This is a genomic window from Pseudoduganella albidiflava, from assembly GCF_004322755.1.
Taxonomy (GTDB): Bacteria; Pseudomonadota; Gammaproteobacteria; order Burkholderiales; family Burkholderiaceae_D; genus Rugamonas; species Rugamonas albidiflava.
Genome location: NZ_CP036401.1, coordinates 2178489 through 2203081, shown reverse-complemented (window position 1 = coordinate 2203081; position 24593 = coordinate 2178489). Strand labels below are relative to the sequence as shown.

At 67.1% G+C, this 24593-nt stretch carries 27 protein-coding genes; 15 read left to right on the top strand and 12 right to left on the bottom strand.

Translation table 11 applies throughout. The features are described 5' to 3' along the window. From EYF70_RS09305 to EYF70_RS09285, 6 genes are all read left to right on the top strand, one after another. Positions 1 to 798 carry a YceI family protein gene (locus tag EYF70_RS09305; protein ID WP_131145145.1) on the top strand — a complete coding sequence of 266 codons (798 nt, stop codon included), beginning with the start codon at positions 1 to 3 and terminating at the stop codon, positions 796 to 798. 172 nt (positions 799 to 970) lie between these two features. After that, on the top strand, positions 971 to 1564 hold the full coding sequence (locus EYF70_RS09300) for a phosphohydrolase (RefSeq protein WP_131148994.1): 594 nt from the start codon (positions 971 to 973) through the stop codon (positions 1562 to 1564). A 341-nt stretch (positions 1565 to 1905) separates the two neighbouring features. Beyond that, the gene (locus EYF70_RS09295; RefSeq protein ID WP_229420779.1) at positions 1906 to 2610 is read left to right on the top strand and encodes a PleD family two-component system response regulator; all 705 of its coding nucleotides are present in this window, start codon (positions 1906 to 1908) and stop codon (positions 2608 to 2610) included. A gap of 522 nt (positions 2611 to 3132) precedes the next feature. Beyond that, the gene (locus EYF70_RS31020; RefSeq protein WP_165497600.1) at positions 3133 to 3297 is read left to right on the top strand and encodes a hypothetical protein; all 165 of its coding nucleotides are present in this window, start codon (positions 3133 to 3135) and stop codon (positions 3295 to 3297) included. A gap of 134 nt (positions 3298 to 3431) precedes the next feature. Further along, positions 3432 to 3995 (top strand): chromate transporter, encoded by a 564-nt coding sequence (locus EYF70_RS09290; RefSeq protein ID WP_131145144.1) that lies wholly within the window; start codon positions 3432 to 3434, stop codon positions 3993 to 3995. Beyond that, positions 3992 to 4591, top strand: a complete 600-nt coding sequence (locus EYF70_RS09285) for a chromate transporter (RefSeq protein WP_131145143.1) — start codon at positions 3992 to 3994, stop codon at positions 4589 to 4591. The genes EYF70_RS09290 and EYF70_RS09285 overlap by 4 nt, the downstream gene beginning before the upstream one ends. A gap of 7 nt (positions 4592 to 4598) precedes the next feature. Here EYF70_RS09285 and EYF70_RS09280 read toward each other — a convergent pair whose 3' ends face one another. From EYF70_RS09280 to ssuE, 8 genes are all read right to left on the bottom strand, one after another. Continuing rightward, entirely contained in the window at positions 4599 to 5003 is a 405-nt protein-coding gene (locus EYF70_RS09280; protein WP_131145142.1) for a DoxX family protein, read from the bottom strand. An 18-nt stretch (positions 5004 to 5021) separates the two neighbouring features. After that, positions 5022 to 6782, bottom strand: a complete 1761-nt coding sequence (locus EYF70_RS09275; protein WP_131145141.1) for an amidohydrolase — start codon at positions 6780 to 6782, stop codon at positions 5022 to 5024. Positions 6783 to 6849: 67 nt separating this feature from the next. Further along, on the bottom strand, positions 6850 to 7416 hold the full coding sequence (locus tag EYF70_RS09270; RefSeq protein ID WP_131145140.1) for a YceI family protein: 567 nt from the start codon (positions 7414 to 7416) through the stop codon (positions 6850 to 6852). A 554-nt stretch (positions 7417 to 7970) separates the two neighbouring features. Continuing rightward, positions 7971 to 8795, bottom strand: coding sequence for an ATP-binding cassette domain-containing protein (locus tag EYF70_RS09265; protein WP_131145139.1), 825 nt, complete (start codon positions 8793 to 8795; stop codon positions 7971 to 7973). Positions 8796 to 8815: 20 nt separating this feature from the next. Next, the gene (ssuC, locus tag EYF70_RS09260) at positions 8816 to 9628 is read right to left on the bottom strand and encodes an aliphatic sulfonate ABC transporter permease SsuC (protein WP_131145138.1); all 813 of its coding nucleotides are present in this window, start codon (positions 9626 to 9628) and stop codon (positions 8816 to 8818) included. A gap of 1 nt (position 9629) precedes the next feature. Next, a complete protein-coding gene (gene ssuD / locus EYF70_RS09255) occupies positions 9630 to 10778 on the bottom strand; it encodes an FMNH2-dependent alkanesulfonate monooxygenase (protein WP_131145137.1) in 1149 nt (382 codons plus the stop codon). Between the two features lie 33 nt (positions 10779 to 10811). Then, a complete protein-coding gene (locus tag EYF70_RS09250; RefSeq protein ID WP_131145136.1) occupies positions 10812 to 11789 on the bottom strand; it encodes a sulfonate ABC transporter substrate-binding protein in 978 nt (325 codons plus the stop codon). After that, positions 11786 to 12388, bottom strand: a complete 603-nt coding sequence (gene ssuE / locus EYF70_RS09245; protein ID WP_131145135.1) for an NADPH-dependent FMN reductase — start codon at positions 12386 to 12388, stop codon at positions 11786 to 11788. The genes EYF70_RS09250 and ssuE overlap by 4 nt, the downstream gene beginning before the upstream one ends. Positions 12389 to 12592: 204 nt before the next feature. Between ssuE and EYF70_RS09240 the strand changes: the two genes are divergently transcribed. The 8 genes from EYF70_RS09240 to EYF70_RS09205 are packed head-to-tail and all read left to right on the top strand — an operon-like array spanning position 12593 to position 19135. Then, complete coding sequence (locus EYF70_RS09240; RefSeq protein WP_131145134.1) at positions 12593 to 13828, top strand: acyl-CoA dehydrogenase family protein; 1236 nt, start codon at positions 12593 to 12595, stop codon at positions 13826 to 13828. A 14-nt stretch (positions 13829 to 13842) separates the two neighbouring features. Next, positions 13843 to 14643: a methionine ABC transporter ATP-binding protein gene (locus EYF70_RS09235; RefSeq protein ID WP_131145133.1), complete on the top strand. Its 801-nt coding sequence runs from the start codon at positions 13843 to 13845 to the stop codon at positions 14641 to 14643. Continuing rightward, positions 14636 to 15322, top strand: a complete 687-nt coding sequence (locus EYF70_RS09230) for a methionine ABC transporter permease (protein ID WP_131145132.1) — start codon at positions 14636 to 14638, stop codon at positions 15320 to 15322. The genes EYF70_RS09235 and EYF70_RS09230 overlap by 8 nt, the downstream gene beginning before the upstream one ends. A gap of 2 nt (positions 15323 to 15324) precedes the next feature. After that, a complete protein-coding gene (locus EYF70_RS09225; RefSeq protein WP_131148992.1) occupies positions 15325 to 16152 on the top strand; it encodes a MetQ/NlpA family ABC transporter substrate-binding protein in 828 nt (275 codons plus the stop codon). A gap of 34 nt (positions 16153 to 16186) precedes the next feature. Then, on the top strand, positions 16187 to 17170 hold the full coding sequence (locus EYF70_RS09220) for an aliphatic sulfonate ABC transporter substrate-binding protein (RefSeq protein WP_131145131.1): 984 nt from the start codon (positions 16187 to 16189) through the stop codon (positions 17168 to 17170). A 2-nt stretch (positions 17171 to 17172) separates the two neighbouring features. After that, positions 17173 to 18036, top strand: coding sequence for an ABC transporter permease (locus tag EYF70_RS09215; protein WP_131145130.1), 864 nt, complete (start codon positions 17173 to 17175; stop codon positions 18034 to 18036). Beyond that, complete coding sequence (locus EYF70_RS09210; RefSeq protein ID WP_131145129.1) at positions 18033 to 18758, top strand: ABC transporter ATP-binding protein; 726 nt, start codon at positions 18033 to 18035, stop codon at positions 18756 to 18758. The genes EYF70_RS09215 and EYF70_RS09210 overlap by 4 nt, the downstream gene beginning before the upstream one ends. Before the next feature lie 50 nt (positions 18759 to 18808). Then, complete coding sequence (locus tag EYF70_RS09205) at positions 18809 to 19135, top strand: putative signal transducing protein (protein WP_229420778.1); 327 nt, start codon at positions 18809 to 18811, stop codon at positions 19133 to 19135. A 356-nt stretch (positions 19136 to 19491) separates the two neighbouring features. Here EYF70_RS09205 and epsC read toward each other — a convergent pair whose 3' ends face one another. Beyond that, entirely contained in the window at positions 19492 to 20412 is a 921-nt protein-coding gene (epsC, locus tag EYF70_RS09200; protein ID WP_131145128.1) for a serine O-acetyltransferase EpsC, read from the bottom strand. A gap of 358 nt (positions 20413 to 20770) precedes the next feature. On the opposite strand from epsC, the gene EYF70_RS09195 reads away from it, so the two are divergent. Further along, complete coding sequence (locus EYF70_RS09195) at positions 20771 to 21937, top strand: multidrug effflux MFS transporter (RefSeq protein ID WP_131145127.1); 1167 nt, start codon at positions 20771 to 20773, stop codon at positions 21935 to 21937. A 189-nt stretch (positions 21938 to 22126) separates the two neighbouring features. Here EYF70_RS09195 and EYF70_RS09190 read toward each other — a convergent pair whose 3' ends face one another. The 3 genes from EYF70_RS09190 to EYF70_RS09180 form a co-directional block, all read right to left on the bottom strand. Further along, positions 22127 to 22387, bottom strand: a complete 261-nt coding sequence (locus EYF70_RS09190; RefSeq protein WP_131145126.1) for a hypothetical protein — start codon at positions 22385 to 22387, stop codon at positions 22127 to 22129. Positions 22388 to 22707: 320 nt separating this feature from the next. Then, positions 22708 to 23331 (bottom strand): helix-turn-helix transcriptional regulator, encoded by a 624-nt coding sequence (locus EYF70_RS09185; protein WP_131145125.1) that lies wholly within the window; start codon positions 23329 to 23331, stop codon positions 22708 to 22710. Continuing rightward, the gene (locus EYF70_RS09180) at positions 23331 to 24542 is read right to left on the bottom strand and encodes an MFS transporter (RefSeq protein WP_131145124.1); all 1212 of its coding nucleotides are present in this window, start codon (positions 24540 to 24542) and stop codon (positions 23331 to 23333) included. The genes EYF70_RS09185 and EYF70_RS09180 overlap by 1 nt, the downstream gene beginning before the upstream one ends. Positions 24543 to 24593 lie beyond the last annotated feature (51 nt).

The window sequence follows — 24593 nt, the reverse complement described above, 5'->3', positions numbered from 1 at the left end:
ATGCCCGGCAGGCCTGCGATAGACATCGGCACCTTCGGTGCCCGTGCCCGGCGCCGGCATGCCGGCGCCGCCGCGCTGTCGGCGTGCCTGCTGCTGGCCGCCTGCGCCGCTCCCGAGGCGCCGCCTGTCCCTCCTGCTTCCTCCCCTTCCCCTGCGATTTTCCCAGCAAACTCGCCTGCCGCGCCAACGGCCTCGCAACCGGCCGATCCGTTCGCCGCACTGCTGGCCGGCCACGCCGCCGGTCCGGTGCTGCGCATCGCCGACGACGCGCTGATCGCGGTCACCGTGCGCCGCGGCGGTGCGCTGGCCCGGCTGGGCCACGACCACGTGGTGGCGGCGCGGCGCATCGATGGCCGCGTCGCTCCGGCGGCCGGCCTGGCGGTGCTGCGCTTCCGGCTCGACGAGATGACGGTGGACGAAGCGGCGCTGCGCCAGGAAGCGGGGCTGACCACGCAGCCTTCGGCCGATGCGATCGCCGGCACCCGCGTCAACATGCTGACCAGGGTGCTCGATGCCGAACGCCATCCCTACGTGGAAGTGCGTGCGCAACGGTCCGGCGAGGCCGCTCCCCTGCAGGCCGACGTCACGCTGCACGGGGTGACCCGCCGCTACCCCGTGGCGGCGTCGATCGAGGCCACGCCTCGAGGCTTGACGGCACGCGGCACGCTGGTGCTCAGGCAGACCGATTTCGGCATCACGCCGTTTTCCGTGATGGGCGGCGCGCTGGCCGTGCAGGATGCGCTGGAAATCCGTTTCGTACTGCCCGCTCGCTCCGCGGCGCCGGACGCGGTACGATAGCGTCATGAAATTCAACCAGAACGGCGGCAACCGAAGCAGTGCCGAAGAGCACGAGACGGCGCGCCCCGGCAGCCCCGGCGCCCCGGGGCAAGGCCACTTCGGCAACAATGGTCATGCCGCCACCGCGAACTTCCTGCCCGGTGCCAAACCGGGCACACGCGCCTGGGTTCGCATGCCGTCGGGCAAGCGCCTCGACCTGCTCGACCCGACCCCGTTCGACTGGGACGACGCCGACCTGGCGCTGGGCCTGGCACGCACCTACCGCTGGGGTGGCCATTCGGCCTGGCCGCTGCCCCTGTCGGTGGCCCAGCATTCGCTGACGGTGCTGCAGTTGCGGCGTAACGGCGCCGGCGCCCCGCTCGACCCGCTGACCGAACTGCGCGAACTGCTGCACGATGCGGAGGAAGGCTTGCTGGGCTTCGACTGCATCTCCGTCCTGAAACCCTTCCTTGGCGAAGCATTCCGCGAATTGACACGGCGGCTGGAACGAGCCGTCTTCCTGCGCTACGGCCTGCCCGCCTGGACGCCGGCGCGCTACCTGGCGCACAAGCGCGCGGACCGCCTGGCCGCGGCGAGCGAGGCCGTGCACGCCGTTGGCTGGTCGCCGGACGAAGTGCGCCGCACATTGAAGATCCGCGTGCGGCCGCTGGCCGACGATCCGCTGCAACCGTTGTACGGTGGTACCCCTTGGGAACCCTGGCCGCCGGGACTGTCAGCCGATCGCTTCCTGCAGGAATTGCAGAGGTTGAAAGATTGCACCAGTTGAGAAAAGTCTGCTAACAGGCAGTTTTTAAAGCCAATTTTTTACTTATCCACTTCAGTTGTGGATAACGATGTGGAAAACAGGGGCTTGACAAGCCGGAGAGCCAGTATTGGCGCGGGTTTCAACAAAATGCCCGTTCTTCAGGCAATTTTTTCTTCTTGTGAAATCAAGCACTTACAGATGGGCTCGGCAGCTGGGCGGCACGCCCGGCGCGACACGAAAAAAAAACCGCCGGCACCGCATTCGGCCTGGAACGTGCAGGCGCGGGCAGAACCTTTGACAAAAGTGCCGTCGAGGAATAGTGTCACCGACAGTATCTTAATGAATGCCGCAGCGAGAACATCATGCAAGTCAACGTGGACGAAGCCAGCGAAGGCTGGATGATAGAAGACGACATGCCCGAGCCGCAACCGCAGGTTACCGCCGGGCCGCCGCCGTGGAAAGTGTTGATCGTCGACGACGATGTCGACGTGCACGTGGTCACCAAGTTCTCCCTCAGCAATGCGCACTTCATGGGCCGCCGGCTGTCGTTCCTGCATGCGTACAGCGGCGAAGAGGCCCTGGCGGTGCTGCGCAACCACGAGGACGTGGCGCTGGTGCTGCTCGACGTGATCATGGAAACGGCCGACGCGGGCCTGAAAGTGGCGCGGCGCATTCGCGACGAACTGGGCAATTCGCTGGTGCGCGTGGTGCTGCGCACCGGGCAGCCGGGCCAGGCGCTGGAGCACAGCATCATCCTCGACTACGACATCAACGATTTCTGGTGCAAGACCGACCTCACCACGCGCAAGCTGTTCACCACCGTGATCGCCTCCCTGCGCGGCTACCACAGCCTGCATGAAGCCCAGCTGCGCATCGCCCGCGCCGAGGCCGCCCTGCGCGCCGTGCAGGAACCCGCGCTGGCGGCGCTGGCCGCCGTGCAGGCCGGGCAAGGCTGGAGCGGCGAACTGCGCGTAGGCGAATCCGCTCTGCCGGTGCGCGTCCAGTTGGCGTCCGGTCCGGAACCGGGCCAGTTCACGGTAACCGGCCGCATCCCGGTCGACGAGTAAGCATCTCAACGCACCAGTAGACGAGCGGCGGAAAAGTCACACCCAAACGGGGCGGACTGTATGGGCATACAGTCCTCATCTTGCCGGCTTCATCGGGCAACACGCCTGCAAGTCATGGATTCCGCTCCCGTGCTTTGCGCTAAGTCACGGATTATGCAGCGATTTTTCAACTATCCACACAGGTTGGGGATAACTTTGTTGATAAGCCGCCCTTGACAACGCAAACAGCCCGTAATGACGCCATTTTCCTTAAACTGCCCGTTCAAAAGGCAAACCCGGCGCTCAATGAAATCAAGCACTTACGAGCCCATCGGTGAAACCGCTTCAGCCGGTGCAAAAAAGTCTCTACTTATTCTTTCGACCAATCTTTGTGCATAACCCGGCGAGCGGCGGCGCTGTTGGCGGCCGGCCTGGCGCGATGCCGTGGCAGGCACCCGGTCCTCGCGAAGCGCCAGTGTTAGGTGCCTCGCAGTCCGCACGGCCGGGCCGCGCTATGCTGCGGCTTCTTTCAAGGAGACCATCATGAGCGAACCCCTGAATCCTGGCGACGAAGCAGCACCTGGCACTCCTGGCAGCGGCGAGGATGTATGCCCCGCCTGCCACGGCACCGGCAAGCTGGAAGACGGCAAGTCATGCCAGAACTGCGGCGGCAGCGGCGTGATCCAGGAAGGCATCGGCGGCGGCTGAAGCTCGCCCCCGGCCGACCGGCACGGCACCGGCCCGGATGTAACACGCCCGGATGTAACACGCCCGGATGTAATAGGCCCGGGCGCACCACACCGCGTGGACACACGGCAACGGGGCGCGGATAATAGCGCCCCATGACCGATGCCCCGCCCCGCCCCCGCTCCCTGGCCGACCTGTTCATTGCCTTCACCCTGCTGGCCCTGCAGGGCTTTGGCGGCGTGCTGCCCGTGGTGCAGCGCGAGATCGTCGAGCGGCGGCGCTGGATGACGCAGGAAGAATTCATCGAGGAATGGGCGGTCGCGCAAACGATGCCCGGGCCGAACGTGTGCAACCTGGCGCTCGTCATCGGCAGCCGGTTCTTCGGCCTGCGTGGCGCCGCCGTTGCACTGCTGGGCCTGCTGCTGGTGCCCGCCCTCGTGGTATTGACGCTGGGCTCGGTCTATTCGCACTATGCCGACCAGCCGCGCGTGGCCGGTGCGCTGCGCGGGATGGCCGCGGTGGCGGCCGGCATGGTGGTTGCCATGGGCATCAAACTGGGCGCCACGCTGCGCAAGCATCCGCTGCCGCTGGCCGTCACGCTGCCGCTGGCGGCACTGGGCATCATCGGCCTCGCGGTCCTGCGCCTGCCGATGCTGGCCGCCCTGCTGGTACTGGGCGGCGCCGGCTGCGTGCTGACCTGGTACAGGCTCAAGCCATGACGGCCGACCTCCCGGCCGCACCGCTCCAGATCGTGCTGGCCTGGCACGACTGGCTCGACCTGTTCGCCCACTACCTGGTGATTTCGCTGATGTCGGTGGGCGGCACGATCGCCACCACGGCGGAAATGCACCGCTACCTCGTCGAGCAGCATGGCTGGCTGACGCAGACGCAATTCAACGATTCGATCGCGATCGCCCAGGCGGCGCCCGGGCCGAACGTGCTGTTCGTGGCGCTGATGGGGTGGAACGTGGGCATGAACGCGGGCAGTTACGCCGCCGCGGCATTCGGCGTGATCGTCACCATGGTGGGCGCCCTGCTGCCCTCCAGCGTGCTGATGCTGCTGGCGGCGAACTGGGGCCACCGCAACCGCGAACTGCGCCTGGTGCGCGCCTTCAAGCAGGGCATGGCGCCGCTGGTGATCGCGATGCTGGTATCGACCGGCCTCATCCTGGGTAGCGCCAACGGCAACGTCGCCACCGACTGGCCGCTGTACACGGTGTCGGCGGTGGCCACGCTGCTGATCTGGCGCACCCGCATCCATTTGCTGTGGCTGCTGGCGGCGGGCGCCCTGCTCGGCGCCCTCGGCTTCCTGTAGGGCAGCGTCAGGCGGCGGCCAGCCGGCGGTCGAGCGACCAGCGCCCCGCGCCGGCCAGCGCGATGGTGCCGAACACGATCAGCAGCAGCCAGCCGAACTGGCCCTGCTCGATGCTCCAGTCGGGGTGCACCAGCACCATCGACACGCCGAGCAGGAACAGCACCGGCAGGCAGGCCAGCCGCGTAAACAGCCCGGCGGCGATCAGGAACGGGCACAGCACCTCGGCAAACAGCGCGCACGCCAGCGTGACCCCGCGCCCCAGGTGCAGGGGGTCGTCGATATGCGCCAGTTCCTGCTGCCAGTGCAGAAGCTTCGGCAAGCCATGCACCCACAGCAGCAGAGCGGCACCGGCCAGGCGGGCGAACAGCAGGCCCGCATCCGGCGTGGAGGAACCGATGAAGCGTTTCAGCATCTTCCGCTCCCTGTTCCGTTACCGGTTCTGGTAGCCGCCGTAGAACTTCACGGGGCTCCACTCCGGCGAGACGGCCGGCGCGGCCGGCGCGTACTGGCCGAAGGCATCGCCGGCATAGACCACCTTGCCGTTGACGATCGTCAGCGCCGCTTCCAGGTTGCGGATGCCGTCGACGGGCATGGTGAAGTAATCCTGCGGCAGGATCACCAGGTCGGCATACTGCCCGACCGCGAGCGTGCCCTTGACCTTTTCCTCGCCGCTCATCCACGCGCTGCCGCGCGTCATCAGCCGCAGCGCCTCATGGCGCGACAGGCGGTCCTTGTCCTGCCAGACCTGCAGGCCGCCGGCGGTCTTGCCGGACACGGCCCAGTAGATCGACGGCCACGGGCCATAGCTCGATACCCGCGTGCCGTCGGTGCCCAGGCCCACCGGGATGCCCATCTTCAGCATGGTGCGGATCGGCGGCATCTGGCGGGTTTGCGCGCCGTAGCGCTTCCAGTACGCCTCGCCCTGGAAGTACATGCGGTTCTGCACGGCGATCCCGCCACCGAGCTTCTTCACGCGCGCCAGCTGGGCGTCCGAGATCGTCTCGGCATGGTCGAAGAACCAGCGCAGGCCTTTCAGCCCCAGTTCCTTGTCGACCTTCTCGATGACGGCCAGGTCGCGCTCGATCGATTCGCCGTAGGTGGCATGGATGCGGAACGGCCAGCGGTTCTTCACCAGCAGTTTCAGCACCGCTTCCAGCTCGCCTTCCATGTGCTCCGGCATGTCCGGCCGCGGCTCCAGGAAGTTCTCGAAATCGGCCGCGCTCCACACCAGGTTCTCGCCGCCGCCCTCGGTGTTGTAGCCGTTGGCGTAGAACAGGTGGTCGTTCTTGTTCGGCTTCGTCTGCGTGAGCCAGCGCTGGTAGTCTTCCAGCTCCTTGCCGGGCTTCTGGGCGAACAGGTAGTAAGAGGTGCGCACCGTCAGCTTGCCATCCTTGGCCAGCTCCAGGCTGACGGCATAGTCGTCCGGGTAGGCCTGGCCGCCGCCGCCCGCGTCGATCGCGCTGGTGACGCCGAGGCGGTTCAGTTCGCGGTAGTACTGCAGCGTGGAATTGACCTGCTGGTCGCGCGGCAGCATGCCCGTCTTCGCCAGCGTGGAATACAGGATCAGCGCATTCGGCTTGGCGACCAGCAGGCCGGTCGGCTTGCCGTCCGCCCCCAGTTCGACCACGCCTTCCTTGTACTGCGTTTTCTCGTCGTAGCCGAGGACCTGGATGCCCTTCTGGTTCAGGAAGCCCAGGCCGTACAGGTACAGCAGGAAGACCGGCTTGTCCGGCACCGCCTCGTTGATTTCGGCCAGCGTGGGCAGGCGCTTTTCCTCGAACTGGTATTCGTTCCAGCCGCCGACCACCTTGATCCACTGGCCATCGGGCGTGCGCGCGGCCTGCTCCTTGAGCATCTCCAGCGCGCGCTTGAGCGACGTGACGCCATCCCAGCGCAGCTCGGCGTTGTAGTTCAGGCCTTCGCGGATGATGTGCAGGTGGGAGTCGTTCAGGCCGGGAATCACGGTCCGGCCGCCTGCGTCGATCACGCGGGTGGCGGCGGTCTTCTTCTTCAGCACCTGGGCATTGCTGCCCACCGCCGAGATCTTGCCATTGTCGATCGCCACGGCCTGGACGAACTGGCCTTCCTTGACCATCGTCGCCACCTTGGCGTTGGTGACGATCAGGTCGGTTGCCATGGATGTGTTGGTCCCTGCCGCCGCGATGGCGGCAGCGAGCATCAGTCGCTTCATGCTTTTTTCCTCGTTGAGACTGCAAAAATCTGCCGGGCGACCGCTGCCCGCTGGCCCTGCCTGGCGGTTATTCCTTGATGGCTTCCACGGCCAGGGTCAGCGTGACTTCATCGCTGACGTTCGGTGCGTACTTGCCGGCGTTGAATTCGGAACGCTTGATGGTGGCGGTGGCATTCGCGCCGCACGCATCCTTCTTCGCCATCGGGTGCGGCTGGCACTTGAACGACGTGACCTTCAGGTTCACCGGCTTGGTGATGCCCTTGATCGTCAGGTTGCCATCCACCGAGGCCAGCGCATCGCCGCTGAAGTTGAACCTGGTCGACTTGAAGGTGATGGTGGGGAATTTCTCCACGTCGAAGAAATCGGCGCCCTTGATATGGCCGTTGAAGGTCTCGTTACCCGTGTTCACCGACTTCGTGTCGATGGTGATTTCCGTCGAACCGGTCTTGGCGGCGCGGTCGATGGTGATCTTGCCCTTGGTCTTGTCGAAGCGGCTTTCCTGCGTCGAGAAACCCAGGTGCGAATACGAGAAGCGCGCAAAGGTGTGGGAATCGTCGATCACATAGGTTTCGGGCGCGGCCAGGGCGGCGGTCGAAAAACCGGCGGCAAGTGCGAGGGCGATCAGTTTTTTCATGGTGGTACTCTCCGGTGATGAGTCATACAGGTTGTCGATGCGGCATTATGTCCGCGCCCGGGGAGTAGTGTAAAACGGAAAATTTACCGTTGTGCTATCGAAATTATCGATAGTGCGGCGCCCGCCGGAATAAGCAGCATCATAGGTGGCGCGCGCCCGGCTGCACATCTGCCAAAAGGGAAAGCCTGTCGTTACCTGCCTGGGGGGACAAGTCTGGCGTGTTGGGAAATGGTCGAGCTCGTGTCATGGTGCCAGGCACGGTGACACGAACTCAACCGTGGCACGCACATCGACCATGGCAGGGGGTCAGGCACCATGACACGAACTCGACGGTAAGCGGCGAGTCATCCTGTACTGAACATCACGGCACGCCCGGTGCGGCTGGTTGCTTGCGTCTAAGGTGCCCGCCCCCATGCCGACGGCGCTGAAAGAATTACAGTCGAGTCCGTGTCAGGGGGTCAGGCACCCTGACACGGACTCGACTGTAATGGAGTAGTTCAGCTCGTGTCACGGGGTCAGGCACCATGACACGAGCTCGACTGTAATAGCGTGCATCAGCGCGCCAGCAGCCGGCCCAGCAGCTTTTCTTCCAGGGCGGCGAAGGCGGGATTGCCGCGGGTGCGGGGGCGTGGCAGGTCGACGGCGAGGTCGAGGGTGATGCGGCCTTCTTCGATCAGCAGCACGCGGTCGGCCAGCGCCACCGCTTCCTGCACGTCGTGGGTGACGAGCACGGCGGTGAAGCCGCGCTGGCGCCACAGCGATTCGATCAGCTGCTGCATCTCGATGCGCGTCAGCGCGTCGAGGGCGCCGAGCGGTTCGTCGAGCAGCAGCAGCGACGGTTCATGTACCAGCGCCCGGGCCAGCGCCACGCGCTGCCGCTGCCCGCCGGACAACTGGGCCGGCCAGGCATCGGCCCGGTCCGCGAGGCCGACGGCGGCCAGCGCGCCAGCCGCCGCGTGCAAGCCGGGTTGCTGGCCGCTGCGCAAGCCCAGCGCGACGTTTTCCAGCACGGTCTTCCACGGCAGCAGCCGGGCTTCCTGGAACATCATGCGCAGCGGGGAATCCTCGCCTGTCGCGCCCTGCCGGACATCCTGGCCGACCGCCACGCGCCCGCTGTCGACCGCATCGAGCCCCGCGATCGTGCGCAGCAGCGTGCTCTTGCCGCAACCGCTGCGGCCGACGATGGCAACGAACTCGCCCGCCTTCAGTTCCAGGCCGATGCCATCGAGCACGCGGCGCGCGCCGAACGATTTCGTCAGCCCTTCCAGGTGGACACCGACACCCTGCCGCCGCAGCGGCCGGCGCGCCGGTGCCGCTTCCACGGGCTCGGGAGTAAAGGCGAACGGTTCAGTATCGAGGGGTAAGGTCGCATGCAGCATCGTGCTCTTTCAGTAGTCTTTCAAAGGTAAGCGGGATTCCAGCGGAGCAGCCGGCGCTCCAGCGCGCGGGCCACCAGGTCGGCCAGCTTGCCGAGGATCGCGTACAGCAGGATCCCCACCAGCACCACGTCGGTCTGCAGGAACTCGCGGGCGTTCATCGTCATGTAGCCGATGCCGGCCTGGGCGGAAATGGTCTCGGCCACGATCAGCAGCACCCACACGAGGCCGAGCGAGAACCGCACGCCCACCAGGATCGACGGCAGCGCCCCGGGCAGGATCACGTCGCGGTACAGCGGCCAGCCCTTCAGGCCATAGCTCTTGGCCATCTCGACCAGCCCCGCGTCGGTGGCGCGGATGCCGTGGAACGTGTTCAGGTAGACCGGGAAGAACACGCCCACCGCCAGCAAAAACAGCTTGGCCGTTTCATCGATGCCGAACCACAGGATCACCAGCGGAATCAGGGCCAGCGCGGGAATGTTCCGCACCATCTGCAGCGTGGTGTCCAGCAGCGTTTCGGCGCGGCGGAAGCTGCCCGTCAGCAGGCCCAGGGCCAGTCCGAGGCCGGCGCCGACCGCGAAGCCGGAAGCCGCCCGCCACAGGCTCGTGCTGAGGTGCTCCCACAGCTCGCCGGAGGCGGCCAGCGTCCAGAACGCGGCGGCCACGGCCAGCGGCTCGGGCAGGATGCGGCTCGACAGCCAGCCGGTGCGGGCCGAGACTTCCCACGCCAGCAGCAGGAAGATCGGCAGCAGCCACGGGGCCAGCGCCACGTTCAGGCGCGCCCAGGGACCGGGCCGCGGCACCGCCTGCGGTGCGTGTGCTTGGGCGCTGCTCATCTCACGCCGCCTTCTTCGGCACGATGTCGGTGGCCATCACTTCGCCGAACGGCCCGGTGATCGACACCTCGCCCTGCTCTTTTCCCTTGCCCAGCAGTGGGAACACCAGTTCGGCGAAGCGGTACGATTCTTCCAGGTGCGGATAACCGGAGAAGATGAAGGTCTCGATGCCCAGGTCGGCATACTCGCGGATGCGCGCGGCCACCGTTTCGGCATCGCCCACCAGCGCCGTGCCGGCACCGCCGCGCACCAGGCCCACGCCGGCCCACAGGTTCGGCGACACTTCCAGCTTGTCGCGCCGGCCGCCGTGCAGCGCGGCCATGCGGCGCTGCCCTTCCGAATCCATGCGGGCGAACGATGCCTGCGCCTTGGCGATCACGTCGTCGTCCAGGTGCGAGATCAGCCTCTCGGCCGCCTGCCACGCTTCCTCGTTCGTCTCGCGCACGATCACGTGCAGGCGGATGCCGAACTTCACCGTGCGGCCATGCTCGGCGGCGCGCCGGCGGATATCGGCGATCTTCTCGGCCACGGCGGCCGGCGGTTCGCCCCAGGTCAGGTACACATCCATCTGTTCCGCCGCCAGTTCATGCGCCGCTTCCGACGAACCGCCGAAGTACAGCGGCGGATACGGTTTCTGCACGGGCGGGTACAGCGTTTTCGCGCCTTTCACGCGCAGGTGCTTGCCCTCGAAATCGAAGCCGGCATCGCCGCCCTCGCCGGACAGCGCGCCGCGCCAGATGCGGATGAATTCATCCGAGATCTCGTAGCGCTCGGCATGGTTGGCCGTCAGGCCGTCCGCCGCCAGCTCGGTGGGATCGCCGCCGGTGACCACGTTGATCAGCAGCCGTCCGTTCGACAGCCGGTCGAACGTGGCAGCCATGCGCACCGCCAGGCCGGGCGTGGACAGGCCCGGCCGGACCGCGACGAGGAACTTCAGCTTCTTCGTCGCATGGATGAGCGAGGATGCGACTACCCAGGCATCCTCGCACGAGCGCCCGGTGGGCAGCAGCACGCCGTCGTAGCCCAGCGTGTCGGCCGCCACGGCCACCTGCCGGAGGTAGTCGGCATCGACGGCGCGCGCGCCTTTCGACGTGCCCAGGTAACGGCTGTCGCCGTGGGTGGGAATGAACCAGAACAAATTCAACGACATGAAAACTCCACTATGAAATGACTGAGATGGCGCTTACTTCGCCGATGCCAGCACGGCATCCTTGATGGCGATCGGTTTCGGGATCAGCTTCAGGCTGGCGAAGGCATCGGCGATCTTCTGCTGTTCGCGCAGCACCTGGTCCGACACGGGCTTGACACCGTAGCTGTAGCGCGACGCGGCCAGCGCCACCACGGCAGGTTCGAGTCCCGTCTGGGCGGCCAGGATGGCAGTGACTTCTTTCGCGTTATCGCGCCCCCAGTCGTCGACCTTGCCGATTTCCTCGAGCAGCACCTGCTGCAGGGCGGGATTGGCGCGCGCCCAGTCGCGCGACGCCAGGTAGAACTGGTGATTGGCGACCAGGCCCTTGCCATCGGCCAGCACGCGGGCACCGAGCTGCTTTTGCGCGGCGGCGAAGAACGGATCCCAGATCACCCACGCATCGACGGCACCGCGCTCGAACGCCGCCCGGGCGTCGGCCGGCGGCAGGTAGACCGGCTGGATATCCTTGTACGCCACGCCGGCCTGCTCCAGTGCCCGCAGCAGCAGGTAATGCACGTTGGAGCCCTTGTTCAGCGCCACGCGCTTGCCCTTCAGCTGGACCACGCTCCTGATCTGCGAATCCTTCGGCACGACGATCGCCTCGCTGTGCGGCGACGGCGGCTCGTTGCCCACGTAGACCAGGGCCGCGCCGGCCGCCTGGGCAAAAATCGGCGGCGCCTCGCCGACTGTGCCGAAGTCGATGCTGCCGACGTTCAGGCCTTCGAGCAGTTGCGGGCCGGCCGGGAATTCGGTCCACTGCACCGTCACGCCCTGCGGCGCCAGCCGCTTCTCCAGCGTGCCGCGCCCTTTCAGCAGGGTCAGCGTGCCGTATTTCTGGTAGCCGATGCGCACCACCTTTTTGTCCTGCGCCTGGGCCAGCGGCGCGATCACGGAAGCGCCGGCAATGGCGCTGGCGACCAGCAATCCCAGCGTGCGGCGCCGCAGTGTGCGTTTGGAATGGGTCGTCATCATGCCGCCTGCGAAACGTAAGGGTGATCCTGCAGCGAACGCGCCGCGGCGTTCGCCAGTTGCTCGGCGGCGCTGCGGTAGCCGAGCGCACGGTCCAGCGTGGCCACGCCGGCGGCCACGCGCACGGCGATCTCCGGCGCCAGCAGCACGCCTTCCTGCTCGCTCCACTGCACCTGCTGCGAGGTGGCGTAGATGCTGGTCAGTACCTGGTCCGCTTCCAGCGCATGCAGAACGGGGCGCAGCGCGTAATCGAGCGCCAGCAGGTGGGACTGGCTGCCGCCCGTCGCCACCGGCAGTACGATCTTGCCGGCCAGGCCGTTCTGCGGCAGCAGGTCCAGGAAGGCTTTCAGCACGCCGGCGTAGGCCGCCTTGTAGACAGGAGTGGCGACGATCACGGCATCGGCGTCGGCCACTTCGGCCAGTGCGGCGCGCACCACGGCGTCCGTGGGATCGGCCGCCAGCAGCGCCTGTGCGGGCAGGTCGCGCACGTCCAGGCGGGTGGTGCGGTGGCCGTGCGCCGCCAGCTTGTCGCCGATGTGGTGAAGGAGCCGGCTGGAGGAGGATGGTACCGCGGGGCTGCCGGAAATCAGGAGGATGCTCATGTCTGTTCGCCTTGTTATGACAATTCAATGGTTGCAAGACTAAGGCAGCGCCACGGGTTGCAGAACGAATGCTTTCGCACTTCGATATGTGTTTTTTTCACCATGATTTCTCCGCATATCAAAGCGTGCTTTTCTTCGTGGACGGGTGTTTGACGGTGACGCGATACTCGTGCCCTGTCCGCGCAGTCATCCATCCAGGCATCCATGAACGCACCCGAATCCGTCCTGCCAAATATTCTTCCGCTTGCGGCTCCGCCTGCGGGCCCGCAAGCGACACCGCGTGCCGATCCGCTTGCCGTCGCCGCCGCGCTGGCCGCCGAACTGGCCACCACGGCCATCGAACGCGATGCGGCCGGCGGCCACGCGCGCCACGAGCGCCAGCTGATCCGCGCATCCGGCCTGCTGGCAATGTCGATCCCCACCGACTTCGGTGGCCACGGCGCGGGCTGGGATACCACGCTGCAGGCGGTGCGCATCCTGGCGCGCGCCGACAGCGCGCTGGCCCACGTGTTCGGTTTCCACCACCTGCAGCTGGCCGGCATCCAGCTATATGGCACCCAGCAGCAGCAGCGCCACCTGCTGCATGCCAGCGTCGACGATGGCCTGTTCTGGGGGAATGCGCTCAATCCGCTGGACCGGCGCCTCGTCGCGACCGATGCGAAAGGCGGCTTCCTGCTCGATGGCATCAAGAGCTTCGCGTCCGGCTCGGTGGGCTCGGACTGGCTGACGATCTCCGCCTGGTACGAGCCCACGCAGGCGCCCCTGATCGGCGTGCTGCCGACCGGCGCCGACGGCGTCGACGTGCGCGCCGACTGGGATGCGTTCGGCCAGAAGCAGACCGACAGCGGCACCGTGCAATTCCACAATACGCTGCTGCCGATCGGCCTCGTGCTGCAGCAGCCGGGCCAGCCGGCCACGCCGCTGTCCACCGTGCGCTCGCAAGTGGCGCAACTGATCATGACGAACCTGTACTTGGGCATCGCCGAAGGCGCGTTCGCCGCCGCGCGCGACTATACGGTCGGCGAGGCGCGGCCCTGGTTCGCCGCCGGCGTCGCGACCGCGGCGGACGATCCGTTCATCCAGCACCGCTACGGCGAGCTGTGGACGCTGCTGCGGCCGGCCGTGGTGCTGGCCGATCACGCCGGCCGCGAACTGGAACGCGTGTTCCGCCGCGGGCACGACGTGACGGCGCGCGAACGGGGCGAACTGGCCATCGCCGGCGCCGAGGCGAAAGTGCTGGCGCACCGCGCCGCCATCGAGATCGGCAGCCAGCTGTTCGAGTTGACGGGCGCCCGCTCCACGTCGGCCCGCTTCGGCTTCGACCGCTACTGGCGCAACGCCCGCGTGCACACGCTGCACGACCCGGTCGACTACAAGTACCGCGACCTGGGACGTTACGCGCTGTCCGGCACGCTGCCCGAGCCGGGCCCCTATTCGTGAGCGGGGACAAGACCTTGAACGCGCTTCATCATCTGCCGCCCGCGGCGCCGCTGATCCGCCTGCGCGGCGTGTCACGCTCGTTCGGCACGGACCGGGGCACCGGCGTGGCCGCCGTGCGCGACGTATCGCTCGACATCGGTGCTGGCGAGATCTTCGGCATCGCCGGCCGCAGCGGCGCCGGCAAGTCCACGCTGCTGCGCCTGTTCAACCTGCTGGAGCGGCCCGATGCCGGCACCGTGACGGTCGATGGCGAGGAGCTGACGCGCCTGGGCAAGCACGCGCTGCGTGCGGCGCGCCAGAACATCGGCATGATCTTCCAGGGCTTCAACCTGCTGCAGAACGCCACCGTGGCCGACAACGTGGCCTTCCCCCTGAAGATCCATGGCGGCCATGACCGCGCGGCGATGGCACGGCGCGTGGCCGATTGCCTGGCGCTGGTGCACCTGGAAGACAAGGCGCAGGCCTGGCCCGCCCAGCTCTCCGGCGGCCAGCGCCAGCGCGTGGCGATCGCCCGGGCGCTGGCCAGCGGGCCGGCCGTGCTGCTGTGCGACGAACCCACCTCCGCGCTCGATGCCGAGACCACGCGCAGCATCCTGGCCACGCTGGCCGACGTGAACAGGCGCCTCGGCGTGACCATCGTGATCGTCAGCCACGAGCTCGACGTGCTGGCCGCCCTGTGCCACCGCGTGGCCGTGATCGAGGCGGGCGAAGTGGCCGAGATCGTGCGGCCCGGCACGCCGCACGCGGTCACCGCGCTGGGGCGCGAGCTGCTGCCGCTGTTCGCCAGCGCCACGCGGGAGGCGCTGCATGCGTGACTGGCCCGCTTCGCTGATCAAGTTGCAGGAGCTCCTGCCCGAGCTGTGGACGGCACTGGGACAGACGCTGGCGATGCTGTCGATCGGCCTGTCCGCGGCGGTGCTGCTGGGTGGCCCGCTGGGCGTGCTGCTGTTCCTCGTCTCGCGCGGCCAGCCGCTGCAGAACCGCTACGCGGCGGCCGTGCTGGGCTGGTGCGTGAATACGGTGCGCTCGTTCCCGTTCATCATCCTGCTGGTGGCGCTGGTGCCCTTTACACGCATCATTGCCGGCACCTCGATCGGGCCGCTGGCGGCCAGCGTGCCGTTGTCCTGTGCGGCGATCCCCTACTTCGCCCGCCTGGTCGAACAGAGCCTGCGCGAAGTGCCGCGCGGCGTGATCGAGGCGTCCAATGCGATGGGCGCCAGCGAACTGCAGATCGTCTGGCGCGTGCTGCTGGTGGAAGCCCGCTCCGGCCTGGTGCTGGCCCTGACGGTGCTGGCGATCAGCTTCCTGTCCTATTCGGCGGTGGCCGGCGTGGTGGGCGGCGGCGGCATCGGCGACCTGGCCATCCGCTACGGCTACTACCGCTTTGAAACCGAAATGATGATCGCCACCGTGCTGCTGCTGGTGCTGATCGTGCAAGTGATCCAGTTCACCGGCGCCCGCCTCGCGCGCCGGCTCGACAAACGCCAGGAGTGATGATGACCGACCAACGCCGCGCCGTACTGTTTGCCTTGCTGCTGTGCTCTTTGACGACCCAGCTTGCCGTGCACGCGAAAGATCCCAAGGAAGTAGTAATCGGCACCAGTGCCGGCCCCTATGCCGACCAGGTAAGGCTCGGCATCAAGCCGATCCTGGAACGCCAGGGCTACAAGGTGAAGCTGGTGGAGTTCAACGACTATATCCAGCCGAACTTCGCGCTGGCCGAGGGCTCGCTCGATGCCAACGTGTTCCAGCATGTGATCTACCTGAACCGGTTCGCCGGCGAGCACAAGCTGCCGATCGTGCCGCTGGTGACGGTGCCCACGGCGCCGATCGCCATTTACAGCAAGAAGCACAAGCGCCTCGACGAAGTGAAGGAAGGCAGTACCGTGGCGCTGCCGAACGATCCGACCAACCAGGCGCGCGCGCTGGTGCTGCTCGAGCAGCTCGGCTGGATCAAGCTGCGCCCGGGCGTCGATCCGGTGCGCGCCTCGGAGCGGGACGTGGCGCAGAACCTGAAGAAGATCCGGCTGGTACCCCTGGAGGCCGCGCAACTGCCCCGCTCCCTGCAGGATACCGATTACTCCTTCGTCAATGGCAATTACGCGCTGGCTTCCGGTTTGAAGCTGCGCGATGCGCTGAAGACCGAGAAGATCTCGCCGAACTACGTGAACCTGGTGGCCGTGAAGACAGCGGACAAGGACAAGCAGTTCGCGAAGGACATCGCCGCTGCCTACCGCTCACGCGAATTCCTCGCGGTCACCAACAAGCATTTCGCCGATTACGCCAAGACCGATTACCAGCTCGCCCTCGAAGCGGGCAAGTAACTTCGCACTACATGAACTTCCAGGAAAACCAACCATGAAACGCCGTACCCTGTTGAAATCCGTCACCGGTGCCGCCGCGGTGCTTGCCGTGCCATCGCTTGCGCGCGCCGCCGAACCGCTGAAGGAATTGCGCCTCGATTATGCTTACTACTCGCCGACCAGCCTCGTGCTGAAACGCTTCGGCTGGCTCGAGGAAGCCTTCAGGCCGGCCGGCACCGACATCAAGTGGGTGCTCTCGGCCGGCAGCAACCGGGCTCTCGAATACCTGAACGGCAACAGCATCGACATCGGCTCCTCGGCCGGCCTGGCCGCCCTGCTGGCGCGCGCCAACGGCAACCCGATCCGCACGCCCTACATCTATTCGCGCCCGGAATGGACGGCGCTGGTGGTGCGCAAGGATTCGCCGATCCGTTCGGTGGCGGACCTGAAGGGCAAGAAGGTCGCGGCCACCAAGGGTACCGACCCCTACCTGTTCCTGCTGCGTTCATTGAAACAGGCGGGGCTGAAGCGCGGCGACATCGAACACGTGGCGCTGCAGCATGCGGATGGCCGCACGGCGCTGGAACAGGGCCGCGTGGATGCCTGGGCGGGCCTCGATCCGCACATGGCCGCCAGCGAGCTGGAAGGCGGCGCGCGGCTCATCTACCGCAACGTGGCCTTCAACACCTACGGCTTCCTGAACGTGCGCGAGCAATTCCTGGCGCAGCGGCCGGAAGAAGTCACGCGCGTGCTGGCCGCGTACGAGCGGGCGCGCAAGTGGATCGTCGCCCATCCGTCGGAAGCCGCGCGCATCCTGGCCGAGGAAGCCAAGGTGTCGCTGCCGGTCGCGCTGCTGCAGGTGAAGCTGCGCACCGATTTCTCGCAGCCGCAGCCGGGCGGCGAACACGTGGCCGCGCTGCGGCAGGCCGCGCCGATCCTGCGGCAGGAAGCACTGGTGAAGCCGGGCGTCGACCTGGAGCGCACCATCGCCGAACTGGTCGACACGCGCTTTGCCCGCGCCCTGACCGGGAAAGCGTAACGATGACGCCACCCGCACTGCATTCGAGCATCGACCTGGTGGGCAGGCAGCCTGCCGCCGACCACGCCCCTTCCGCGCCGGTGCCGGCGCCGGCGGTGCGGCGTGGCCGGCCGCACCCGGCATGGGGCCTGCTGCTGCCTGCAATCGCGCTGCTGGGTGTGGAGCTCCTGGTGCGTGGTGGCGCGGTGCCGGCCCACCTGCTGCCGCCGCCATCGGAGATCGCGGCCACGCTCGCGCAACTGGCGCACGCCGACCTGCTGTGGCACGTGCTGGCCAGTTCGTTGCGCGTGGCCGCCGGGTATGCCGCCGGCGCGCTGCTGGGCATCGCCATCGGCGCCGCGGTCGGGCTGAATGCGCGCATCGCCACCCTGCTCGACCCCACTTTCCAGGCCTTGCGCGCGGTACCGTCGCTGGCCTGGGTGCCCCTGCTGCTGCTGTGGCTGGGCATCGACGAAGCGCCGAAGCTGGTGCTGATCGCGATCGGCGCCTTCTTCCCGGTCTATTTGGGCGCCGCATCCGGGATCGCCGGCGTCGACCGCAAGCTGGTCGAAGTGGGCCGCATGTACCGCCTGGGCAGCGTGGCGCTGGCGCGGCGCGTGCTGCTGCCGGCCGCCCTGCCGTCGCTGATGACGGGCTTGCGCAACGGCCTGTCGCTGGCCTGGATGTTCATGGTCGCGGCGGAACTGATCGCGGCCAGCCGGGGCCTGGGCTACCTGCTCAGCGACGGCCGCGAAACGGGCCGCGCCGACATCGTGCTTGCGGCGATCCTGTTGCTGGCACTGCTGGGCAAGGCCAGCGACACGCTGATGCGGCGCCTGGAATCCCGGCTGCTGGCATGGCGCGACGACCTGGCGAGGGCCGCATGAGCCATCCCGCTTACGCACTGCTCGACATCCACGTGATCCGCAAGGCGTTCGGCACGCGCACGGTGTTGCGCGACTTGCGGCTGCGGCTCGCCGAAGGAGAGTTCGTGTCGCTGATCGGCGCCAGCGGCAGCGGCAAGAGCAGCCTGCTGTCCATCGTCGCCGGGCTCGATCGCGACTGGCACGGCAGCGTCGCGCTGGCCGGCGCGCCACTGGACGGCGTATCGGCCGACATCGGCCTGATCTTCCAGGAGCCGCGCCTGTTCCCGTGGCTGACGGTGGCGCAGAACGTGGCATTCGGCGGCACGGCCGATCCGGCTCCCCTGCTGGCCGACGTGGGCCTGGCGGGCCTGGACGACTACCTGCCGCGCCAGCTCTCCGGCGGCCAGGCGCAGCGCGCCGCCATCGCCCGCGGCCTGTACAACCGGCCGCGCGTGCTGCTGCTGGACGAACCGTTTTCCGCCGTCGACGCCTTTACGCGCATCCGCCTGCAGGACTTGCTGAAGCGGCTGGCGCGCGAACATGCGCTGACGGTGCTGATGGTGACCCATGACCTGGATGAGGCGCTGTTCCTCAGCGACCGCATCGTGCTGCTCGACGGCACCGCGGGCGGCCGCTGCGACGAATACCTGCCGCCGCCCGGCCCGCGCCGCCGCGGCGACCCGGCCCAGGCGGCGCTGAAGGGCAAGATCCTCGACGCGCTGTACGCCAGCCACGCTCTGTAGCGCCCTGTTCCGCCGGCGTCGTCCATAATTGGTGGAAACAGGAGACGACGATGGCCAACCTCTTCAGCGATGCGTTCGGCGGGAACGACCGGGTCGGCGATACCGGGATCAAGGACCAGATCAAGGATGACTACGGGATCGCGGCGCGCTGCCTCGACCCCACCCAGGCGCACGTGCTGCGCGGCTGCCTGAACGCGGCCGGCATCGCCGCCGCCGTGGCGGACGACCACCACTCCCAGGTCGACCAGCTGATCTCGCCCGCGCTGGGCGGCGCCCGCGTGCTGGTGCACGAGCGCGACCTGGCCGCCGCCAAGGAAGTGCTGGCCGCGTACGAGCGGGGCGACCTGGCGTTGAAGGACTGGGAAGTGCCGGAGTAGCCGGGCGGACCTTGGCCGGACATTCCCGCAGCAACGGCAGCGGCGCGTCACGCAAAATGTTTCTTCAAAAACGGGGACAGGCTCCGATTAACAGGAATTTTTCCGGGCGCTCACTAGCCTGCCGATGCAGCAGTCCACCCGGTACAACGGAGATTTACCGAAACAAAAGCCTGTCGCCAAGACCGTCAAGCCAAGTTTCATGCGGCATATTGGAAGCGCATGTATTCACCCCAACAGCGAACTACTGGGGTCAGACCCGTCGGGTCTGACCCCGGAATCTGCCTTTGGGGTGGCTGAACTTGACGGCATTGGAGCCTGTCACCGGTTTTCCGGCAACGGTTCCGGCGGCCGGCTGTTCAATCGCTGCGCATCTGCGCCTGGGAGACGTTGCTGTGCGGCGGCACGCTCTGCGTCAGCCACACGTTGCCGCCGATGGTGGAGCCGGCGCCGATGGTGATCCGGCCGAGCACGGTGGCGCCGGCGTAGATCACCACGTCGTCCTCGACGATCGGGTGGCGCGGCGTGCCCTTGATCAGCATGCCCGAAGCATCCGTCGGGAAGCGCTTGGCGCCCAGCGTGACGTGCTGGTACAGCCGCACGCGCTCGCCCAGGATCGCCGTTTCGCCGATCACGACACCGGTGCCGTGGTCGATGAAGAAGCTGGCGCCGATCTGCGCGCCGGGGTGGATGTCCACGCCGGTGAGCGAATGGCTGATATCGCAGATCATGCGTGCCAGGAAGGGCGAACCGAGCCGGTGCAACTGGTGCGCCAGCCGGTAGTACAGGATCGCGATGGTGCCCGGATAGCACAGCATGATCTCGGCGATCGAGGTGGCCGCCGGGTCGCCCGCATAGGCTGCCTGAACGTCCGACACCAGCAGCGCGCGGATCTGCGGCAGGCTGGCGGCGAAGGCTCGGGTGATGTCGTGGGCCTTCTGGGTCAGCGCTTCCTCGCCCATGTCGGCATCGTCGGCGAACTGCAGGCCGCGCCGCACCTGTTCGGTCAGGCGGTTCAGCGTGGTGTTCAGGGTGTCGCCGACAAAATAGTCGATGCTTTCGTCGGTCAGGTTCGGCCGGCCGTAGTGCGTGGGGAACAGCACGGCGGACAGGCCGTTGACGATGGTGGTCAGCGCCTCGCGCGACGGCAGCTCGCGGACGCGGCGCTGGTGGCGGATGTTGTGCGTGGCCTCGCGCGATACGCGCAATGCCGCGACCACGGCATCCAGGTCCCAATGGGCAGGCTTGACGCCGGTGCCGTCGAAGGTATCGATAGTCATGTTCTTCACTTACTCAAATGTCACGCAGGCTGCGCGCAGGCGCATTCTACGAAAATCCGCGCCACCCCGGTTATGCGATAACCTCATATCGATATGGCCGTTCTGCGGCGAGCCGGCCAGACGCGGGAAACGGCTGGAGACGGATGACCACAAATCGCCGACATATCGGCTTGTCTTCGCTCTTCTCGGCTCTTCTCGGCATTTATCGGCTCGCATCGGATCGCATCGCCCGTGCATCGGCGACGAATCCGCGACAAATCGACGACAAATCCGCGACGAACCGGTAACTGTACGGCCGGCAGGCACGGCGCGGCTGGCGTACAATACGCGCCCGAAAAACAATAACGATACTCTCTCCATGAATATCCTGCTGACGGTGCTGCTGGCCGGCCTGACGATGGTGGGGCCGCTGGCCATCGATACGTACCTGCCTTCGTTCCCCGCGATCGCCGGCGAGTTCGGCGCCACGCCGATCGCGATCCAGCAGACGCTGTCGCTGTTCCTGTTCTGCTTTGCCTTCATGATGCTGTTCTACGGCACCCTGTCCGACACGCTGGGCCGCCGCCCCGTGATCCTGTGGTCGCTGGTGCTGTACATCATCGCCTCGGTCGGCGGCGCGGTGGCCGGTTCGCTGGGCTTCCTGCTGGCCTGCCGCGTGCTGCAGGGGCTGTCGTCCGGCGCCGGTTCGGTGGTCGGCAGGGCCATCGTGCAGGACCGCTTCGAGGGCGCCGATGCGCAAAAGATCCTCGGCCACATCATGATGGTGTTCGGCCTCGCACCCGCGCTGGCGCCGATCCTCGGCGGCTGGCTGCAGGTGTCGCTGGGCTGGCGCTCGATCTTCTGGTTCCTGGCCCTGTTCGGCGTGGTGATGCTGTTCGCCGTCTGGCGCTGGCTGCCGGAAAGCCTGCCGCAGGCGAAGCGCCATCCATTCGAGGTGAAGCTCATCGCGGCAAATTACCTGAAGGTGCTGCGCCATCGCCGCTTCCTGCTCCTGTCGGCCGCGCTCGGCGTGGCGTTCGGCGGCTTCGCGCTGTACATCGGCTCGGCTGCCTACTTCATCATGAACATCCTGCACCTGCCGGAAACGGCGTTCGGCTGGCTGTTCATCCCGCTGGTCGCGGGCATGGTAGTGGGGTCGGGATTGTCCGGCAAGCTGGCCCGTTCGCGCACGCAGGCGCAGCTGATCTGGATGAGCTATGCCGGCATGGCCGCGGCGGCACTGGCCAACGTGGCGTACACGTATTTCTTCGTCGCCGAAGTGCCGTGGGCCGTGCTGCCGCTGTTCTTCTATTCGCTGGCGCTGGCGCTGGCGATGCCGCCACTGTCGCTGCTGGCGATGAACCTGTTCCCGGACAACAGCGGCCTGGCGGCTTCCCTGCAATCGTTCATCCAGATGACGCTGTTCGCGCTGGTGTCGGGGCTGGTCGCGCCGCTGCTGTTCGACAGCGCGCTCAAGCTTGCTTGCGGAGTGCTGGGCTGTTTAGTGGTGAGCCTGCTGTGCTGGATCCCCGCGCGGCGCGGCTGATCGGGCCCAGCGCCCCGCGGGCGGAACGAGGGAGAAGTGCGGGGCTGTTTAGTGGTGAGCCTGCTGTGCTGGATCCCCGCACGGCGCGGCTGATCGGGCCCAGCGCCCCGCGGGCGGAACGAGGGAGAAGTGCGGGGCTGTTTAGTGGTGAGCCTGCTGTGCTGGATCCCCGCACGGCGCGGGTGACGTTCAAGGCCAGGGCGCGGGCGTCACATCCAGGTACTGCGGGCCGCCCTGCTCGGGCTCCGGGGCCGCCTGCGGTTCCTGCTTGAGCTTTTGATCGGGCGGCAAGCCCAGGCCCAGGATCTCCTTGCGGCCTTCGACGAAATCGCTGGTCGACAGCCGGTGCTCGGCATCGGGCCAGTTGGCGATCGCCCAGTTCTGCACTTCCTCGTAGCGTTTCCAGACTTCCGCCACGAACTTGCGGCGTTCCTCTTCTTCCAGTGGCATGGTGATCCTCCGTTGTGTTTTTACCACTTTACACGACGGCCGCGAAACCCGGCGCCTGAACCGAAAACCGGCGGCGAAACCGGTGACAGGCTCCGATTATTCTTGACCTTCGAATGGGCCGCTTCCGAAGCCTGCCGCAGGTTTTCGACAATACCGGAGGGAGTTCTTGCTTATTTCCAGAGCCTTCCAGGTTTCGAAAAGAATCGGAGCCTGTCACCGGTTTCGTTTACAGCTTTCGAATGTAACCGTAGCCTGTACCCGGTTTCGATAATAATCGGAGCCTGTCCCCGGTTTTGGGTGCTACCGGGCTGAGCAGCGCCTCACGCCACGGGAACGATGCGGTAGGCGCAGCGCCGGGCGCCGGACAGCTGGTGCTCGGTGCGCTCGACGGCGCAGCCGGGGCCCAGCACGCGCTGGAAGACGTCGAGTTCGGAGCGGCAGAATTGCTGGCAGGCGCGGGCGGCGGCGCAGATCGGGCAGTGGTTTTCCACCAGCAGCAGGCTGCCGTCCGGCTGCGTTTCCACTTCGGCCATGTAGCCTTCCACATCGCGCGCGTGGGCCAGCGCCGCCACCCGTTCCGGCAACGCGGCGGCATCGCCGATGGTGTTGCGGTAGAACGCCTCGCTGGCGGCTTCGCGGGAAACGATCAGCTTGTCGATGGCGCCGTCGCCGAACAGGGTCTTCACCTGGTCGATCAGGGCCACGGTGAGATCGGCATGGCGGTCGGGGAAGCGCGCGTGGCCGGCGTCGGTCAACAGCCAGCGGCGCGACGGCCGCCCTACTTTCTCGGCCACGTCCTGGAACGCCACCAGGCCTTTTTCCTCGGCGGCTTCGAGGTGGCGCCGCGCGCCCATCGACGTGAGCTCCAGCATGTCGGCCAGCTGCTGCGCCGTTTTCGGGCCGCGCGTCTTCAGCAGGAACAGGATACGGTCGGAGGTGTTCATCAATGGATTCCTTTCAATGCCGGCGCCAGTTCGCGGCGCCAGCCATGCAGCCGCCAGCCGGCCCACAGGCTCGCCGCGGCGCCCACCGCCAGCACGAGCCGCGTATCGATCAGGACCAGCACCGAACCGACCAGCGCCATCAGGATGGTGGCCAGGCAGAACGTGGTCGACATCAGGCCCATCACGGCACCCTGCCCGTGCTCGGCGAAACGCTCGGCCGCCCATGGCTGCACGGTCGCGTTGAAGAACGCGTTGGGGATGCCGAACAGCGTGATAGCGACGAGCCCCATCCACAGGTTGCCGACCGCCACGCAAGCGACCGCCAGCGCGATGCCCCAGGCGAACCAGCCGGCCCGGCGGAGCGAATCGCCGCCAGCGTAGTGCCCGGCCACCACGGACGCGGCCGTCATGATGCCGCACATCGCCATGTTGATCAGCGCGATCCGGGCGGCATCATACTGCCCTTCTTCCACCAGCCACAACGGGTAGAACTCGTAGAACGCCGTCACGCCGCAGAAACCGGCCAGCTGGATGAAGAACAGCGTGCGCGGCTCGGCATGGCGCAGCAGGTTCAACGCATGGCGGTGCCTTGCCACCTGCCACACCGACGTGGTTTCGCTGGACGCCGGCTCGCGGGGCAGCGCGATCGCCGCCAGCACGCCGGCCAGCACCAGCGCGGCGATCGCGGCGGCGAATGGCACCACGATGCCGAAGCCGAGCGTCAATCCAGCCAGCATCGGCCCCACCAGCCAGCCCAGGTGGAATGCCCCGTTCACCAGCGACAGGCCGCGCGCCCGCTCGGCGCCCGTGAATTTTTCCGCGATGAGCGCGCGGCAGATCGACCCGTTGCCCTCCAGCAGGCCGGTGGCGAAGCGCGCCAGCACGAACAGCGGATAGGATTCCATCACCAGCGCGACGGCGGTCAGCGCATGGCCGGCCGCGGCGCCGTAGGCGGTGCCCAGCAACAGGGGCCGGCGGCCATAGCGGTCGGACAGCGGCCCCAGCAGCGTAGCGCCGATCAGCAAGCCCAGCGGATTGATGGCCAGCGCGATGCCGAACAGCAGCTTGGGCGGCAAGCCGAGGAAGGCGTTCAGGCCGTTGGCGGTACCGGAAGCGAACAGCGGCGGCAGGATCGGATACGGCAGCGACGCGCCGACGGTGGACAGCAGCGCCAGCAGGCAAGCCGCCGTGAGCAGGAGTGATTTGTGCATGCGCCGACTATACGGCGAACCCGACAATAAGTAAACGACTATATTTACTTA